The sequence below is a fragment of the Flavobacterium sp. genome, from assembly GCF_036515215.1.
GTDB lineage: Bacteria > Bacteroidota > Bacteroidia > Flavobacteriales > Flavobacteriaceae > Flavobacterium.
Genome location: NZ_DATBVQ010000130.1, coordinates 1 through 16861, shown reverse-complemented (window position 1 = coordinate 16861; position 16861 = coordinate 1). Strand labels below are relative to the sequence as shown.

Here is a 16861-nt window from a genome sequence, read left to right as displayed (position 1 = left end):
AGAAATAAATGTAATTTTATCGTTACAAAAGACAATAGCCGTCATGTCTATTGTCTTTTTTTATTCCATAATTTAAATAAAACAGTTACTCTACCTATGGCCAAAGTAAAAACCTCCTTTTTTTGTCAAAATTGCGGAGCGCAATATGCCAAATGGCAGGGACAATGTAATTCTTGTAAAGAATGGAATACCATTGCAGAGGAAATCATCCAAAAGGAAGAAAAGACGGCTTGGAAAAGCGAATCGACGGTCAAGAGCAAAGCCCCAAAGCCTTTGAAAATTACCGAAATAGATTCCACTGAGGAAATCCGCATGGACACCACCGATGCAGAACTCAATCGAGTATTGGGCGGCGGCATTGTTCCTGGATCTTTAACACTTTTGGGAGGGGAACCTGGAATTGGAAAGAGTACATTATTACTACAAATTTCATTAAAATTACCTTATAAAACACTTTACGTTTCTGGTGAGGAAAGCCAAAAACAAATAAAAATGCGTGCCGAAAGAATCACGTCCATCAGCGACAACTGTTACATTCTTACCGAAACAAAAACCCAAAACATATTCAAACAAATTGAAGCCATTGAGCCCGAAATCGTGATTATCGATTCGATCCAAACTCTTCATACTGATTACATAGAATCTACTGCGGGAAGCATCTCGCAGATTAGAGAGACCACGGCAGAGCTGATTAAATTCGCCAAGGAAACCAATATTCCGGTAATTCTTATTGGACATATAACGAAAGACGGAAACATAGCAGGCCCAAAAATTCTGGAGCACATGGTAGACACCGTATTGCAATTTGAGGGCGACAGGAATCACGTGTACCGCATTTTGCGTTCGCTAAAAAACCGTTTCGGTTCTACGGCCGAAATAGGTATCTACGAAATGTTAGGAAGCGGTTTGAGAGAGGTATCCAATCCGTCGGAGATATTGATTTCTCACAAAGACGAGGAATTGTCGGGAACCGCCATTGCTTCTACGCTGGAAGGAATGCGCCCACTGATGATCGAAATACAGTCGCTGGTAAGCACAGCAGTATACGGGACCCCTCAACGCAGCACAACGGGCTACAATGCCAAACGACTAAACATGATTTTGGCCGTTCTGGAAAAAAGAGCCGGCTTTAGGCTTGGCGCCAAAGACGTTTTCCTAAACGTAACCGGAGGAATTTCTGTAGATGATCCCGCCATAGATTTGGCGGTTGTTGCGGCCATTTTATCTTCCAATGAAGACATTCCGGTGAATAAAGATTTCTGTTTTGCAGGAGAAGTCGGATTGTCGGGGGAAATCCGTCCAGTAAACCGTGTGGATCAACGCATTCAGGAAGCCGAAAAACTGGGGTTTTCGACCATTTTTGTATCCAAATACAATAAAATCGCCCTGAAAAATACCGGTATCAAAATTCAATTGGTGGCAAAAATAGAAGATGTGGCCAGCATGTTATTTGGATAACCCAATCCAGAAGCGGATGAAATACCCAACTGATCTACCTTGATGTTTTAGTTTCCGTTAGAAATTAATTCCCAAAGGCTGTCCTATTGCAACTCCTATTCATCTAAAATTCCTACCTGAAGAACAGCGGTTTTCTTTAGCTTTAAAAATAATTTATAGCTACATTTGTAATGTAAGTTACTTAATTTTAGTTTGTTACATTTTTTAACCCGAGTAACATCACCAAACATCCACTTAGCTGATTTCTGTTCATTAAAGACATTAAGGATTACAAAGAATACAATATAAATAATTCGTAAACTATTAATATTGATATCATGATAAGAATAGTGTTCCTATTGTTTATTAATCTGTCGCTTTTAAATAGTCCATCTTTTGCCCAAAGTGCAAAAGAAATTGTCAGAAAAACGGACGAAAAGGCAAAAGGCAAAACTTCAATTGCCACTATGACCGTTCAAATCATAAGACCTACTTGGTCACGAGAGATGAGCATAAAAACTTGGACAAAAGGAAATGATTTGGTATTGATATATGTTACGGCGCCTGCCAAGGAAAAAGGGGTCGTTTATCTAAAGCGATTCAAAGAAATTTGGAATTGGATTCCCTCAATTGAGCGAAATATCAAAATGCCACCGTCGATGATGAGCCAAAGTTGGATGGGAACTGATTTCACAAATGACGATTTGGTAAAAGAGGCTTCTATTTTAGAGGACTATGACCATACTTTTCTAGAAGATGCAGTTGTTGATGCGAGAACTTGTTACAAAATCCAGCTCCTTCCAAAACCGAAATCGGCCGTGGTTTGGGGAAAGGTAATAATGTCTATTGACAAAAAGGATTTTATGACGCTTCATGTTCAATACTATGATGAAGATGGCACCCTTATAAATACTATGCATGGTTCCGATATAAAAATTCTAGGCGGGCGATTATTGCCGGCGAGAATGGAGATGACACCTGAGAGCAAAAAAGGAAATAAAACGGTATTGATATACAATTCGATAGTATTCGACACTCCATTAGATGATTCCTTTTTCACCACTCAAAACATAACCAAAGTGAAATGATCTTAAAACTGATTTGGAGGAATCTTTGGCGCAATAGCAGGCGTACGCTGATCACAATGGCTTCGATTGCCTTTGCAGTCTTGGCAGCTGTTATAATGCAGTCTTTTCAAATTGGTGTTTTCAATAATTTGATTAAAAATGTTGTCGGTTACTATTCGGGCTATGTTCAAATACATCAAAAAGGATATTGGGAGGAGCAAGTGCTCGATAATTGTTTTGCTGTTGATGATGCGTTAACTAGCAAACTGAAGCTATACCCAGAGATAAATCAACTGGTTCCCAGAGTGGAGACATTTGTGCTCGCTTCTAAAGACAGCAATTCTAAAGGCTGCATGCTTATAGGCACTGACGCTGTAAAAGAAAACAACTTGACCAAGTTAAAAGGCAAGTTGATAAGTGGAGAATACTTTAAAAACAATGAGGAAGTGGCACTTGTAGCAGAAGGCCTTGCCAGAAGACTTGATTTAAAAACAAACGACACTGTAGTGTTATTTGGCCAAGGCTATCATGGAACAATGGCTGCGGGAAAATTTAAGATAAAAGGCATCGTTCATTTAGCATCTCCCGAAATGAATGATAGTTTCGTTTATTTACCACTAGCGGCCACACAATATTTTTTGAATGCCGAAAACAGACTCACCTCCATTTCATTGGGGTTAGTTGACCCGGAAAACACTGATGCCTTAACCAAAAAGCTCAAAAAGACAGTTGGTCAAAACTATGAAGTAATGAAATGGCAGGAATTGATGCCAGAAATTGCTAATCATATAAAAGCGGATGGGTTTTCCTTTTATGTGTTTTCAGGAATATTGTATTTCATAATAGGGTTTGGCCTTTTCGGAACCGTTTTAATGATGACTGCAGAACGCACCTACGAATTCGGGATGCTGGTAGCAATAGGAATGGGCAAAAGAAAGCTAGAAATCATGTTGTTGGGCGAAACACTATTTATTACAATGTTGGGTGTTGCTTTAGGCATACTTTTTAGCTTACCGCTAGTCATTTATTTGAATAAAAAACCATTGCGATTTACAGGGGAAATTGCCAAAGTATATGAGCAATTCGGCTTTGAAGCCATATTTCCCACCAGCGTTGATTTAAGAGTTTTTTACACGCAATCGCTTATTGTATTATTCATGGCATTTCTTATCGGTTTGTATCCTCTTTATTTTATAAAAGGGCTAGATCCGGTCAAAGCAATGAAACAGTAAAAAACATATGAAAATGTTGATAAAAATAGCGGGCAGAAACGTATGGCGGAGTAAAAAACGAAGCTACATAATCATCACGGCCATAGGCATTGGTTTATGGGCGGGTATTTTTATGATGGCGTTTTATAACGGTATGATCGAGCAGCGCATAAATACCGCCATCAGCACCGAACTGTCCCATATCCAGTTGCATCATCCCGAATTCCGAAAAGAATATGAAGTTAAATACCGCTTGCCGAATGGCAGGAAAATGCTAGAATCAATCTCTAAAGATTCAACGGTAAAAGCTACGGCTGGACGTATAGTATTAAAAGGGATGGTCGCATCAGCTTCCGGTAGCAGCGGAATAACCATAAACGGGGTCATGCCTACCGAAGAACAGTTGCTCACTAACCTAAAGAAGAAAATAATAAAAGGGAATTATTTTAATTCTGAGAAAACAAACGAGATTATTATTAGCGAAAAAATCAGAAAAAAGTTGAAACTCGATTTAAAGAAAAAGACCATTCTGACTTTTCAAGATAAGGAAGGCAATTTGGCTTCCTCCGCTTTCCGGATTATTTCGATATACAAAACCATAAACGGGCCTTACGATGAAGCTAACGTTTTCGTAAATATTAAGGACATCGATTCTCTCTCTGGAATTGAAAATGAGTTTAACGAAATTGCAGTATTGATTAAAAGCAGCAAATTATTGGAGCAAAGCCAAAACAATTTGAAGAAACGTTTTCCAACAACAGAAATAAAAAACTGGAAGGAAATTGCGCCAGAACTGGGATTAACGGTTTCGGTGGGTGATCAAATGGTTTATATTTTCATGGGGATCATTTTACTCGCACTGGCATTTGGAATCGTTAACACTATGATGATGGCTATTTTAGAAAGAACTCGCGAACTAGGGATGCTGCTCGCATTAGGGATGAATAAATTAAAAATATTTCTCATGATACTCTTCGAAACCTTTTTCCTAATCCTTGCGGGATGTCCAATGGGGATATTGCTTGCCCTTGCCACTATTGCAATTACCCAAAAAACAGGAATAGACTTTGGCCGTTTCTCGGAAGCCTATTCCAGTTTTGGATATGATTCCATAATATATCCTAGTTTAACATTAAAACAGTTTGGCATAATGATTCTTTTGGTGGTGATAACAGCGCTGTTCTCAGCTTTATTCCCGGCAAGGAGAGCCTTGAAGTTAAATCCTGCCGAATCTTTAAAAAAATAAATTATCATGCAAGAAACAGTAATAGACGCGCATAATTTATCAAAAATATATGACGAACAAACCATTCCGGTTTATGCTCTTAATGGTGTTCATTTACATATTACCCGCGGGGAATTTACGGCAATAAAAGGCCCGTCAGGATCAGGCAAAACGACCTTGCTGAATATGATTGGAGGCCTGGACACGCCTTCAGATGGTTATGTCGAAATCAATGGAACCAAGATCACTGCCCTTAAGGGCAATGATTTAATTGATTTTCGCTTAAATAATATCGGTTTTGTCTTTCAATCCTATAATTTGATACCCGTATTAACCGCAAAGGAGAACATCGAATTTATCCTTTTATTACAAAAAAGACCCCGTAAGGAAAGAGAGCAGCGTGTATTGGAATTACTGAGGGAAATAGGGCTGGAAGACAAAATAAACAAAAGGCCCCGAGAATTATCTGGTGGCCAGCAACAGCGGGTAGCCGTTGCCAGGGCACTAGCGCCAAAACCCCAATTTATTTTAGCTGATGAACCAACGGCAAATCTTGATTCAGTTTCCGCAGACAACTTACTGGATATGATGGCGAAATTGAACAAGGAAGAGAACATGACATTTGTTTTCTCTACCCATGACCAACGGGTAATTGATCGAGCTCGGAGAGTTATCACATTAGAAGACGGAAAAATTGTTGCCGACACCTCGCCTACAAAAATTGAACATGACCAAACCGAATAAAAATTAAAAAGGCGTGAAATTCTGTAACTACATATTCGGTTGTTTAATTTACCTGATCCCTATATCGGTTATAGGACAGACTCAAGATGCCAAAATCCCAAAGGTTGAATTAAGCGGCTACATAAAGGACATTCAAAGCACCTATTTTATCCGAAAAATCGACTCAAACTCTTCCTCCAATTTGATCCATAATCGATTGAATTTAAAATTCAATGTTTCTTCAAAATTTAGCGGAAGATTAGAAGTTCGTAACCGGATTTTTTATGGAGAACAGATAAAACAGACTCCTAATTTTGGTACAATTATCAACCAATACAACGGCATTTTGAAACTTTCCCATTTATGGGTGAACGAAAAATCGTTTGTCGCCCATTCAGTTATTGACCGAATGTTAATTCAATATTCAGATAACACTTGGAACATAACCATTGGCAGGCAACGGATCAATTGGGGAATCAATAATGTTTGGAATCCAAATGACATTTTCAACGCTTACGATTTTTTGGATTTTGATTACGAGGAGCGTCCCGGAAATGATGCCGTTCGGATTCAGCATTACTTAAAAAACAATTCAACAGTTGAAATAGCCTATAAACCCGGTAAAAACAGTGATAAACATACAGCCGCACTTTTATATAAATTCAATAAATGGAAATACGACTTTCAAATCTTAAGTGGTACTTTTGAACAAGATTATGTTCTTGGAGGCGGTTGGGCCGGGAGCATTAAAGATGCAGGGTTTAAAGGCGAATTTAGTTACTTTATTCCTCAAAAAGGAGCGTCCGAGCCTAATGAATCTTTTAGTATGTCCTTAATGGCCGACCGCACTTTTAAAAACGATTTGTACATCTCATTAGCTACTTTATACAATAGCAGTCCCACAAATATTTTTATACCTAACGGAGGTTTTTATGGTTCAAACCTTACGGCTAAATCACTGTTCCCTTTTCGATATAATGTGTACACCACAGTTGTAAAAACCATCTCTCCAATAAGTTCAATCACCGTTTCCGTAATTTACTCTCCACATCAAAATACACTAATTCTGTTTCCAACCTTTGCATGGAATGTTGCCACTAATTTTGATTTAGATTTCACGGCACAATCCTTTTTTACAAGACAACAGAACTCATATAATAATTTAAGCAGCGCAGTTTTCATCAGAAGCAGATGGAGCTTTTAAAAACCTCTTTTTCAACCCGTAAAAATCTGATTTTCAATATTTTTTCGTAAATTTATATTCCTGTAAAGTCCCTTCTAAAGATTTTTAAATATGAAACCATCTGACAAAACAATGGTTCGTTTTTATCGGCAACTCGGTACAATATTTTACAGTATTGCCGCGGTGGATGAAACTGTTCGCCAAGAAGAGATTAAACAATTAAAAAAAATAATTCAAAAAGAATGGGTACCCCTTGAAGATACTTTCGACGAATTTGGATCTGATTCAGCATACCAAATAGAGATTGTTTTTGATTGGCTGGTGGAAAATAAATGGGATATGGAACAAACTTTATCCGATTTCAGATTATTCAGAAAAGAGCATAGTAGTTTATTTACGCCCCAAATAAATGCCCTGATTTTAAAAACCAGCCAAGCGATTGCGACCTCTTTTGCAGGCAAAAACAAATCGGAACATGTTTTAATAAGCCAACTGAATGCGCTGTTAGAAAACCAATATTAAATTAAAATTTGTAATATAATAATCCTATGAAATGTGAAATTGTCCAATATAATTTAAAAACAATGAAAGATGAAAAAGCAAACAGGCATTTGGATTGACTCAAAAAAAGCAATCATAGTAACTCTTGAAGACGGCAAAGAAGCGGTAACAGAAATACAATCCGATCTTGAAAATCGAGTTTATCACGATAAAGAGGGAGACAAAGGAAGTTTCTTTGCCGGGCAACACATTGACTCCCAGAAATCATTCGACGAACGAAAAAAACACCAAATAAACACCTATCTAAAAGATGTCATATCGACTGTTAATGGGGCAGATGAGTTGTATATTTTTGGTCCGGCAGACACAAAAATCAAGTTAGAACAAAAAATAAACGCCGAGAAATCTACTATTGCCAGCAAGCCTAAATCAGTTGAAACGGCCGACAGCATGACATCAAACCAGATTGTGGCAAAAGTCAAACAGTTCTACAACCAAAAATAATATCCTCCACTAAAGTGAAGCTTCAATTTTCAAAAACTACAGCATAAAAGATGTTGTAGTTTTTTTATGCACCAAATAAATAAGTCCCTACATTTGGGCTCGACAGATTTTCTACAAGAAAATCAATATCATTTAATAACCGACGCCATTTCATGAAAACCGGAAAACAAAAAACAATCATTCTACTGGTAGTATTTGCATCCATAATCCTGGTTCTGTCCGCGGCGTTCTTTGCGTTTAGAGATTCCCTTCTGCAGCAGGCAATCACAAAAGTTTCAACTAAGATGCAACTAGAATATAACAGTGATCTCTCGGTGAAAAAAGCTTCTTTCGAAGGGCTGTCGGGAGTGAATCTGACGGAGGTAATCCTGGTTCCCAAAAATGCCGACACGCTTTTCAGAATCAAAAAGATGAAAACCACGGTCAGCATCAGGCATTTGTTCCTTGGCGAAGTGCAACTGGGAACTTTGGAAATTCAAAATGGTCTAGTGCAACTGGTGCAGAAAGGAAAGGTTAAAAATTTTGCCGCTTTTTTAAAAAAAGAAAACAAAGAACCAATAAGCGAGGATAAAAGGGATTACGCCACTTTTGCCTATAGGATCATTTCGAAAGCACTGAATCTGGTCCCTACCGATATGCGCATAGAAAATTTGGTATTCAAGCTGGATGACAATGGCAAGAAGGCAACAATCGACATAAAAAAATTGAACCTTTTTGACAAGGAAATCGAGACTTCGATAAATGTGCAAACCAATACTTTTTCGCAGCGCTGGAAAATAAAAGGCTTCGCCGACCCCAGAAACAAAAAAGCGGATATCCGTTTCTTCAATATTGACACGGGCGCCATTAAAGTGCCTTATTTCGACGAACGTTACAATCTGAAATCCAGCTTTGATTCCATCAGATTAAAAATTACGAACATTGAAAAAAGCGGCGGCGAATTGCATATTGACGGTTTCACGTCCATTTCCAACCTAAGAATCAATCATCCAAAAATAGCCAGCAAAGACGTCTTGATAAAAAATGCCCTATTTGATTATCGATTGCTGTTGGGTTCCGATTTTATTTCTGTAGACAGCAGTTCCACCGCGCAGTTTAATGCCATAAAATTTCATCCCTATGCCTCCTATGAAACGCAATCGGATACGGTTTACAAACTCAAAGTTGTGATTCCGAAAATGAAAGCCCAGGATTTCATCTCTTCTCTTCCCGATGGTCTGTTTACCCACTTTCAGGGAATGCAAGCTGAAGGGACTTTTGATTACAAATTAGACTTCAGGTTCAATAAAAACAAACCCGATCAACTCGTTTTCGACAGTAACCTGAAAAAAGAGAATTTAAAAATAACGAAATATGGAGAAGCGAATCTAACCAAACTAAACGGCGAATTTGTTTATAGAGCCATCATAAGGGATGTGCTTCAGCGCCCTATTTTAGTTGGGGCTGCTAATCCAAATTACACGCCATTAGAACAAATATCCCCCTATTTAAAAAAATGTGCCCTGACCACTGAAGACCCCTCGTTCTTTTCGCATCATGGTTTTATCAACGAGGCCTTCAAACAATCCATCGTAAAAAATATAAAAACTAAAAAATTCTCACGTGGAGCCAGCACGATAAGCATGCAATTGGTGAAAAATGTATTCCTCACCCGAGAAAAAACGGTCTCACGAAAACTGGAAGAGATCCTGTTGGTTTACATTTTGGAAAACAACAGGATAGTAAGCAAAGAACGCATGCTGGAAGTTTACTTTAATATTATCGAATGGGGACCGAATGTATATGGTATAGGAGAAGCCAGCCGTTTCTACTTTCAAAAAAGCCCTTCCGAGTTAACGTTTAACGAATGTTTGTATCTAGCCCGAATCATTCCCAGCCCGAAAAAATTCATGTATCAGTTCAATGACCAAGGAAAACTAAGGGATTTTGCCGCAAAGCAGGAAAAATTTCTAACCAGCATCATGATACGAAGAGGGCTTCTGAATGTTGATGATACGATCTACAGATCGCAACCGATGCTGATTTCTGGTCCCGCAAAATCATATCTTCGATTAAAAGTGCAGGATTCAACAGTTGTTGACAGCTTATCAAACGATGAGGAATTTGAGTTTTAGTGTCTAACCACAAAATTCACAATGAACTTTCAATTTTATTAAAAATAACAAAGCCCGCAAAAAAATTTTGTGGGCTTTGCGTAAAAAAATTTGCGAAGCTTGCGGTTAAAAATTAGGGGGCTGGATCGGGAATCACTGCCTGAACTTCGTCTATCGCTTTAAGAATATCGTCAGAAAGAGAGACCTGTATTGTATCTATGTTTTCTTTCAATTGCTCCATTGTTGTGGCTCCGATAATCGTACTGGTCACAAATGACTGCTGTTCTATGAACGCCAATGACAACTCCGTCAATGTCAAACCATTTTTTTGTGCGATTTCTTGATACAAGCGAGTCGCCTCTGTACACTGCGCACTATTGTATCTTGAGAACTGTGGAAACAATTTGATTCGGGCATTCGGATGGCTTTCCCCAGACAAAAACTTACCTGACAAAACACCAAAAGCCATTGGCGAATAGGCCAATAGGCCTACATTTTCCCTCATGCAAATTTCGGCTGAACCGTTTTCAAAAAGTCTGTTCAATAAAGAATAAGGATTTTGTACCGTTTTAATCCTAGGCAAGTGGTTGTATTTGCTTTCTTCCAGAAAACGCATGATTCCCCAAGGCGTTTCGTTGGAAAGGCCGATATGCTTAATCTTCCCTTCTTTTATGAAATCTCCCAAGGCATCCAAAACAGCATGAATGTTGTCTTCCCAAGCGTCATCCTGTACTTTAAACCCTCTTTGTCCAAAAAAATTAGTTTTGCGTTCTGGCCAATGCAGTTGATACAAATCGATATAATCCGTTTGTAATCGCAGCAGACTACTGTCCAAAGCAAATTTTATACTGGCTGGTGAAAAATCATTTTTCTCACGCATATAGGTGAAATTCGGGTTGGGTCCCGCAATTTTTGAAGCCAAAACTATTTCTTCCCTTTTTCCTGTTTTTTTAAACCATGTTCCAAGGATTTTTTCGGTGCTACCGTAGGTTTCCTCACGTGCGGGAACGGAATACATCTCGGCAGTATCAAAAAAATTAACGCCGTGATCCAAGGCATAATCCATTTGTGAATGGCCATCCGCTTCTGTATTTTGTTGTCCAAAAGTCATTGTTCCAAGACAAATTTTGCTGATTTTTATTTCGGTATTGGGTAAAGTAGTATATTTCATTTATTTTAATTTTAAAGGATAAAGATACAAATGTAGATTTTATTAATAGCGTCCCTGATCGTGTTATCAGATATTTTAGAAACGTTCACTCTAATAAAAAAAGGCTCAAAGTAAAAACTCTGAGCCTTTGTATCTTTTATTCTGTGCTTCTATATTAATTAATTTCATTCAACATTTCAGCAATTTCGTCTAGCCTTGGTGTAAGAATTATTTCGATTCTACGGTTTTTCGCTTTCCCTTCTGCTGTTGAATTGCTGGCCAAAGGAGAAAATTCCCCTCTACCCGCAGCGGTAAGATTTTGCTTGTTGATGGCTTTGTTTTCGCTCAAAATGGCAACAATCGCAGTGGCTCTTTTGGTAGACAAATCCCAGTTATTGGCAATTGGCCCTGAACTTGAAAAACCGTCGTCGTCAGTATGCCCTTCAATAAGCACTGAAATATCAGGATTATCGCCCAAAACTTTTCCAACTTCCACTACCGCTTTTTTACCTTCAGATCCTACAGACCAGCTACCGGAATTGAAAAGAAGCTTGTTCTCCATCGAAACATAAACCTTTCCGTTCTTTTGCTCCACGGTCAATCCTTTACCTTCAAAACTATTCAATGCTTTCGAAAGCGTTTCCTTCAGCTTTTTCATCGCAGCTTCTTTGGCGGCAATCAAAGTTTCCATTTCTTGTAGTCTTTGGGAACTTTTGTTCAACCGTTCCTGCTCAATAGCCAATGCTTTTCCTTTGGCGTCTAATTGAGAAAGCAAATCACGATTTTTGCTCATATTAGTTTGCAAAGCCTCATTGCTGTTTTTCTCCAATGCTTTATAGGACTCGTTAAGCAAATCCATTTTATTATTTAAAGCGCCATAATCGGCGAGCCATTTATCGCGTTCCAATTTCAACTTGGCGAAATCATTTTTCAACGCATCCTGATCCTGTTCCAATTCATTTTTGGCTTTCAAAAGTTCCGAGTTTTCGTCGGCCAAACTTCTGTTTTCCTTTTTTAGGTCTGTGAATTTATTTTCTAAATCATTGTATATTTTCTTGGACACGCAAGAAGTCGAAAGTGCCATAATCAGTAGTCCTAGAGAGATTTTCTTTATCATTTTAATAATTTAAAATTGGGGTTATTTTCTATTTTAACGTTATTCTACTTCTACCAAAACGGGACAATGGTCAGAATGTTTTGCTTCGGGCAATATAAGTGCTCTTTTTATTCGATCTTTCAATGGCGCACTTACTAAACAATAGTCAATTCGCCAGCCTTTATTAGCTGCTCTTGCGGTAGGAACACGCATAGTCCACCAGCTGTAATTGTCCGGCTCTTTGTTTAAAAAGCGGAAACTGTCGATAAAACCATTTTTCAAAAAAACGTCAAGCCAAGCTCTTTCCTCGGGTAAAAACCCCGACACATTTTTATTACGAATGGGGTCATGTATGTCAATGGCTTCATGACAAATGTTATAATCTCCGCAAATCACCAAATTGGGGATTGTTGCTTTTAATTCTGTAATATAGTTCTGAAAATCGTCCATAAACATAAACTTGTGACCTAGTCTTTCGCTGTTAGTTCCCGAAGGCAAATAAAGACTCATTACTGACATTTCATCAAAATCCACACGAATATTTCGCCCTTCAAAATCCATATGCGGGATTCCGGTCCCAAAGACGATATCGTTAGGTTTCACTTTTGACAAAATGGCAACACCGCTATACCCTTTTTTTGTCGCGGGAAACCAGTAATGATATTGATAACCGGCCAATTCGAAATCTAATAATGGTAGTTGGTCAGGAGACGCCTTAATTTCCTGAAGACAAATTACATCGGGATTTGCCTGTTGCAACCAGTTGATGAATCCTTTTGAAATTGCGGAACGAATTCCGTTAACATTGTAAGAGATAATTCTCATTGATATAAATTTTTGATTTTCAAAAGTAATAAAAATTAAAAAGGATATGCCGTAAAAAACCAGAAAATCCAATGCGCCAATAGCCGGATAATGGAGTTTTTTTCTATCTTTGTTTTTCGCTCAATAAACAATAAGTAAATGGGTTTAGTTACCGCCAAAGAAGTTGCAAAAGCAATAAATGCTGAAAAATATGGGGTTTTCGGAACTTTTTCCGGTTGGTTATTAATGAAGGTTTTAAAAATATCTAAGCTTAATAAATTTTACGACAGCAACAAACATTTAGAGGACATCGACTTTTTAAATGCTATAGTCGACGATTTGCATATAAACTTTGAAATTCCGGAGGATGACTTTAGACGCCTGCCGAAAGAAGGCGCATATATCACCATTTCAAACCATCCCCTCGGAGGAATAGACGGTGTTTTATTATTGAAATTAATGCTTGAAAAAGAACCTAATTTCAAAATCATCGCTAATTTCCTGTTGCACAGAATCAGTCCGCTCAAGAAATACATCATGCCTGTAAATCCTTTTGAAAATCACAAGGATAGCAAGTCAAGTGTTATAGGAATCAAAGAAACTTTGCGTCATTTAAGCGACGGAAAACCCCTCGGAATGTTTCCTGCCGGAGAAGTTTCCAGCTATAAGGACGGGAAACTCATGGTAGACAAACCCTGGGAAGAAGGCGCCATTAAAGTAATTCGAAAAGCCCAAGTCCCTGTCGTTCCGATTTATTTTCACGCTAAAAACAGTTGGTTGTTTTATCTCCTTTCCAAAATCAGTGGAACCTTCCGTACCGCAAAACTACCGTCGGAAGTTTTCAGTCAGAAACATCGGGTAATTAAAGTGCGCATCGGAAAACCCATTTCGGTAGCAGAACAAAACGAATATAAAACCATTGAGGCCTATTCCGAATTCTTGAGAAAGAAAACCTATATGTTGGCTAATCCTTACGAGAAAGAAAGTAAATTACTGACTCCCCCAACTTTAAAAATCCCCAGAAGCCCAAAAGAGATCGCAACTCCCGCCAATGGCGAAAAGATGATTGCAGAAGTGGATTTTTTAAGAGATACGGATTGCAGACTTTTGCAAAGCAAAAACTATGAAGTCTTTTTTGCCGAAGCCAATAAAATACCGAACATTCTCCATGAAATCGGGCGCTTGCGTGAAATAACATTCAGGGAAGTGGGTGAAGGAACTAACGAATCGATTGATTTGGACAAATTTGACCAGTACTACCACCATCTTTTTTTATGGGATGAGGACGCGAAGAAAATTGCCGGGGCTTACCGGATGGGATTGGGTTCTGAAATTTTTCCCAAATATGGAATTGAAGGTTTCTATTTGAATGAACTTTTTCGTTTTGAACCTGAGTTACATGACATGATGCACAAATCCATTGAAATGGGTAGGGCATTTATCATCAAGGAATACCAACAGAAACCGATGCCTCTTTTCTTGCTTTGGAAAGGAATCATTCACACGACTTTGCGTTTTCCCGAACACAAATTTCTCCTTGGCGGCGTAAGTATCAGCAATCAATTCTCTGATTTTTCGAAATCTTTGATGATTGAATTCATGAAATCGAATTATTACGATCCTTATATAGCGCAATACATTCATCCAAAAAAAGCCTACAAGGTAAAACTGAAAGACGCAGACAAAGATTTCATTTTTGATGAGGCCGAATCTGATTTGAATAAGTTCGACAAAATTATAGATGAGCTGGAACCCGGTATTTTGCGTTTGCCGGTGTTGATAAAAAAATACATTAAGCAAAATGCAAAAGTGGTCGCTTTTAATGTTGATCCTTTATTCAACAATGCCGTCGACGGATTGATGTACATCAGGATTGCGGACATTCCGGAGAGCACCATGAAACCCGTTATGGAAGAATTTCAGGCCGAACTGGAACGCAAACTTGCCGAAAAAGAAGATTAAAGTTTTCTTTCGATAATAAAACCAAAAAGTCTCGACAATGTCGAGACTTTTTTATCTTTAAAACCATCCTTTTTTATTAACCTGGTAGGTTTGATAAAACTCCTCATCTGATTTTGTCAGGTATATAATTCCTTCAATAATACCTAGGATTGCCGTTACCGAACCACAAGTGCAAAGGCTGATCACTAACCATATGATTCCCTCAGTAGTGTATCCCAAAAGGAATTTATGAATCCCGAAAGGACCTAAAAGTATAGCCAGCAAGCCCGCCGCCAATTTCTTATTGTCTTCTTGCGCCGGTCTCGGATTATTCCAATGTTCGGTTTTTGAATTTTCCATGGTGTTTTTTTATTTGATTGGTTTTCAATCAATAAATATAATATTTTTATTTAAAGGCGCTATCGATAGGTTCCCAAAGTTCGATTTTATTTCCTTCGGGATCTAAAATCCAGCCAAATTTGCCGTACTCATATGACTCTATTTCGCCCACAACGGTAACCCCTTCCTGTTTTAACTGATCCAGAAGTTTACCTAAATTGGCGACCCTGAAATTTTGCATAAATTGCTTTTCGCTGGGTGCAAAATAAGTGGTGTCCTCAGCAAATGGCGACCATTGCGTCGAGCAGTCCGCTCCATCCTTATCCTTCCACCAGAACGTAGATCCATACGTATCCGTTTTGAGGCCCAAATGTTCGGCATACCAAGCAATCAGTTCTTTGGTATTCTTTGATTTAAAGAAAATGCCTCCGATTCCGGTAACCCGTTTTTCTTCGACAGTTGCTACAGCTGCTCCAAAATATTTTGCTTTTATTTTATCTATTATAACTTGCGCCAGTCGTTCATGACTCTCGAAAGTCCAACCCGCAACATGCGGTGTCAAAACAACATTTTTAGCGTCCAATAAATATTGGAATGCCTCAGGTGTTTTGTCTTCTTGGAAAAGCGTTTCAAACGACAGTTTCTCATATTCCAATACGTCGAGTCCGGCGCCCAAAATTTTGCCCGATTGCAATGCGGCAACCAAATCGGCTGTCACTATGCTTTTTCCCCGCGAGGTGTTGAAAATCCAAAAAGGCTTGACAAAAGCGTCTATAAATGCAGCATTGACCATTTTGTTGGTTTGGGGCGTCCACGGAATGTGCAAACTCAAGACATCCGATTTTTGCTGCAGTTCTTCCAGCGACACCTGCTTTGCATTGGCATCACCCACAAATTCCTGAATGTCGTAACACAAGACTTCCACATCAAAACCGCGCAGTTTCTTGGCAAAGGATTTCCCCATGTTTCCGTATCCGATGATCCCTACCGTTTTACCGTCGAGTTCCTGCCCTCGATTGCTTTCGCGATTCCAATGTCCAGAGCGTATTTCCCTGTCGGCGATATTCAACTTATTAAAAAGCGACAGAATCATCCCCAGCGTATGCTCGGCGACGGCATTCCTGTTCCCTTCGGGGGCGGCAATCAATTCGATGTTTTTGGATAGCGCATACGCACAGTCGATACTTTCAAGACCGGCTCCCACGCGCGCTATAAACTGTAAATTAATGGCTTTGTCCAAAAACGCTTTGTCGATTTTGAAGCGGCTGCGGATTACGATGCCTTGGTAATCCTGAATTTTGGCTTCGATTTCTTCCTTTGAGGAAGTGAAATCTTCATGGTTCGTAAAACCCAGTTCTTGCAATTGCCCCATCAATATTGGGTTGTTGCTGTCGATGTGTAGAATTTTAATGTTTTCTGGTTTCAAAATATCCGTGGTTTGAATTGAATGTGGTTCAAAGTTACAAATTTGATTTGGAAACGGGCTTGCATTAGGGATGGAAGCGGCATCCCACGTCATTGCAAGGAACGAAGCAATCTCGTGGATATAGCGTACAGCCCGACCCGCTTTTTTTGGCGGGAAATGCC

At 38.8% G+C, this 16861-nt stretch carries 15 protein-coding genes and 1 pseudogene; 10 read left to right on the top strand and 6 right to left on the bottom strand.

What is annotated here, in order from left to right:
* The first annotated feature begins 96 nt into the window (after positions 1 to 96).
* The 9 genes from radA (at position 97) to VIH09_RS09035 (ending at position 9965) form a co-directional block, all read left to right on the top strand.
* Positions 97 to 1458, top strand: a complete 1362-nt coding sequence (gene radA, locus VIH09_RS09075; RefSeq protein ID WP_331580136.1) for a DNA repair protein RadA — start codon at positions 97 to 99, stop codon at positions 1456 to 1458.
* A gap of 317 nt (positions 1459 to 1775) precedes the next feature.
* On the top strand, positions 1776 to 2525 hold the full coding sequence (locus tag VIH09_RS09070; RefSeq protein ID WP_331580134.1) for an outer membrane lipoprotein-sorting protein: 750 nt from the start codon (positions 1776 to 1778) through the stop codon (positions 2523 to 2525).
* Complete coding sequence (locus VIH09_RS09065) at positions 2522 to 3736, top strand: ABC transporter permease (protein ID WP_331580132.1); 1215 nt, start codon at positions 2522 to 2524, stop codon at positions 3734 to 3736. Before VIH09_RS09070 ends, VIH09_RS09065 begins: the two co-directional genes overlap by 4 nt.
* A gap of 13 nt (positions 3737 to 3749) precedes the next feature.
* The gene (locus VIH09_RS09060) at positions 3750 to 4961 is read left to right on the top strand and encodes an ABC transporter permease (protein ID WP_331580130.1); all 1212 of its coding nucleotides are present in this window, start codon (positions 3750 to 3752) and stop codon (positions 4959 to 4961) included.
* A 6-nt stretch (positions 4962 to 4967) separates the two neighbouring features.
* Entirely contained in the window at positions 4968 to 5684 is a 717-nt protein-coding gene (locus tag VIH09_RS09055; protein ID WP_331580128.1) for an ABC transporter ATP-binding protein, read from the top strand.
* Positions 5685 to 5697: 13 nt separating this feature from the next.
* Positions 5698 to 6867: a hypothetical protein gene (locus VIH09_RS09050; RefSeq protein ID WP_331580126.1), complete on the top strand. Its 1170-nt coding sequence runs from the start codon at positions 5698 to 5700 to the stop codon at positions 6865 to 6867.
* Positions 6868 to 6957: 90 nt separating this feature from the next.
* The gene (locus VIH09_RS09045; protein ID WP_331580124.1) at positions 6958 to 7368 is read left to right on the top strand and encodes a hypothetical protein; all 411 of its coding nucleotides are present in this window, start codon (positions 6958 to 6960) and stop codon (positions 7366 to 7368) included.
* Positions 7369 to 7437: 69 nt separating this feature from the next.
* A complete protein-coding gene (locus VIH09_RS09040) occupies positions 7438 to 7851 on the top strand; it encodes a hypothetical protein (protein ID WP_331580122.1) in 414 nt (137 codons plus the stop codon).
* A gap of 152 nt (positions 7852 to 8003) precedes the next feature.
* Complete coding sequence (locus VIH09_RS09035) at positions 8004 to 9965, top strand: biosynthetic peptidoglycan transglycosylase (protein ID WP_331580120.1); 1962 nt, start codon at positions 8004 to 8006, stop codon at positions 9963 to 9965.
* 112 nt (positions 9966 to 10077) lie between these two features.
* Here the strand turns inward: VIH09_RS09035 and VIH09_RS09030 are convergent, their stop codons facing one another.
* From VIH09_RS09030 to VIH09_RS09020, 3 genes are all read right to left on the bottom strand, one after another.
* Positions 10078 to 11115 (bottom strand): aldo/keto reductase, encoded by a 1038-nt coding sequence (locus tag VIH09_RS09030; RefSeq protein WP_331580118.1) that lies wholly within the window; start codon positions 11113 to 11115, stop codon positions 10078 to 10080.
* Positions 11116 to 11269: 154 nt separating this feature from the next.
* Positions 11270 to 12211, bottom strand: a complete 942-nt coding sequence (locus VIH09_RS09025) for an OmpA/MotB family protein (protein WP_331580116.1) — start codon at positions 12209 to 12211, stop codon at positions 11270 to 11272.
* A gap of 39 nt (positions 12212 to 12250) precedes the next feature.
* Entirely contained in the window at positions 12251 to 13015 is a 765-nt protein-coding gene (locus tag VIH09_RS09020) for an exodeoxyribonuclease III (protein ID WP_331580114.1), read from the bottom strand.
* Between the two features lie 138 nt (positions 13016 to 13153).
* Here VIH09_RS09020 and VIH09_RS09015 point away from each other — a divergent pair, with 138 nt between their 5' ends.
* Entirely contained in the window at positions 13154 to 14956 is a 1803-nt protein-coding gene (locus VIH09_RS09015) for a lysophospholipid acyltransferase family protein (protein ID WP_331580112.1), read from the top strand.
* A 57-nt stretch (positions 14957 to 15013) separates the two neighbouring features.
* Here VIH09_RS09015 and VIH09_RS09010 read toward each other — a convergent pair whose 3' ends face one another.
* From VIH09_RS09010 to VIH09_RS09000, 3 genes and pseudogenes are all read right to left on the bottom strand, one after another.
* Entirely contained in the window at positions 15014 to 15295 is a 282-nt protein-coding gene (locus VIH09_RS09010; protein ID WP_331580110.1) for a TM2 domain-containing protein, read from the bottom strand.
* Between the two features lie 46 nt (positions 15296 to 15341).
* Positions 15342 to 15644, bottom strand: a complete 303-nt coding sequence (locus VIH09_RS09005; RefSeq protein ID WP_331580245.1) for a VOC family protein — start codon at positions 15642 to 15644, stop codon at positions 15342 to 15344.
* 108 nt (positions 15645 to 15752) lie between these two features.
* Positions 15753 to 16646 (bottom strand): annotated as a pseudogene (locus VIH09_RS09000) (2-hydroxyacid dehydrogenase); the annotation flags it as partial.
* Between the last annotated feature and the right edge of the window lie 215 nt (positions 16647 to 16861).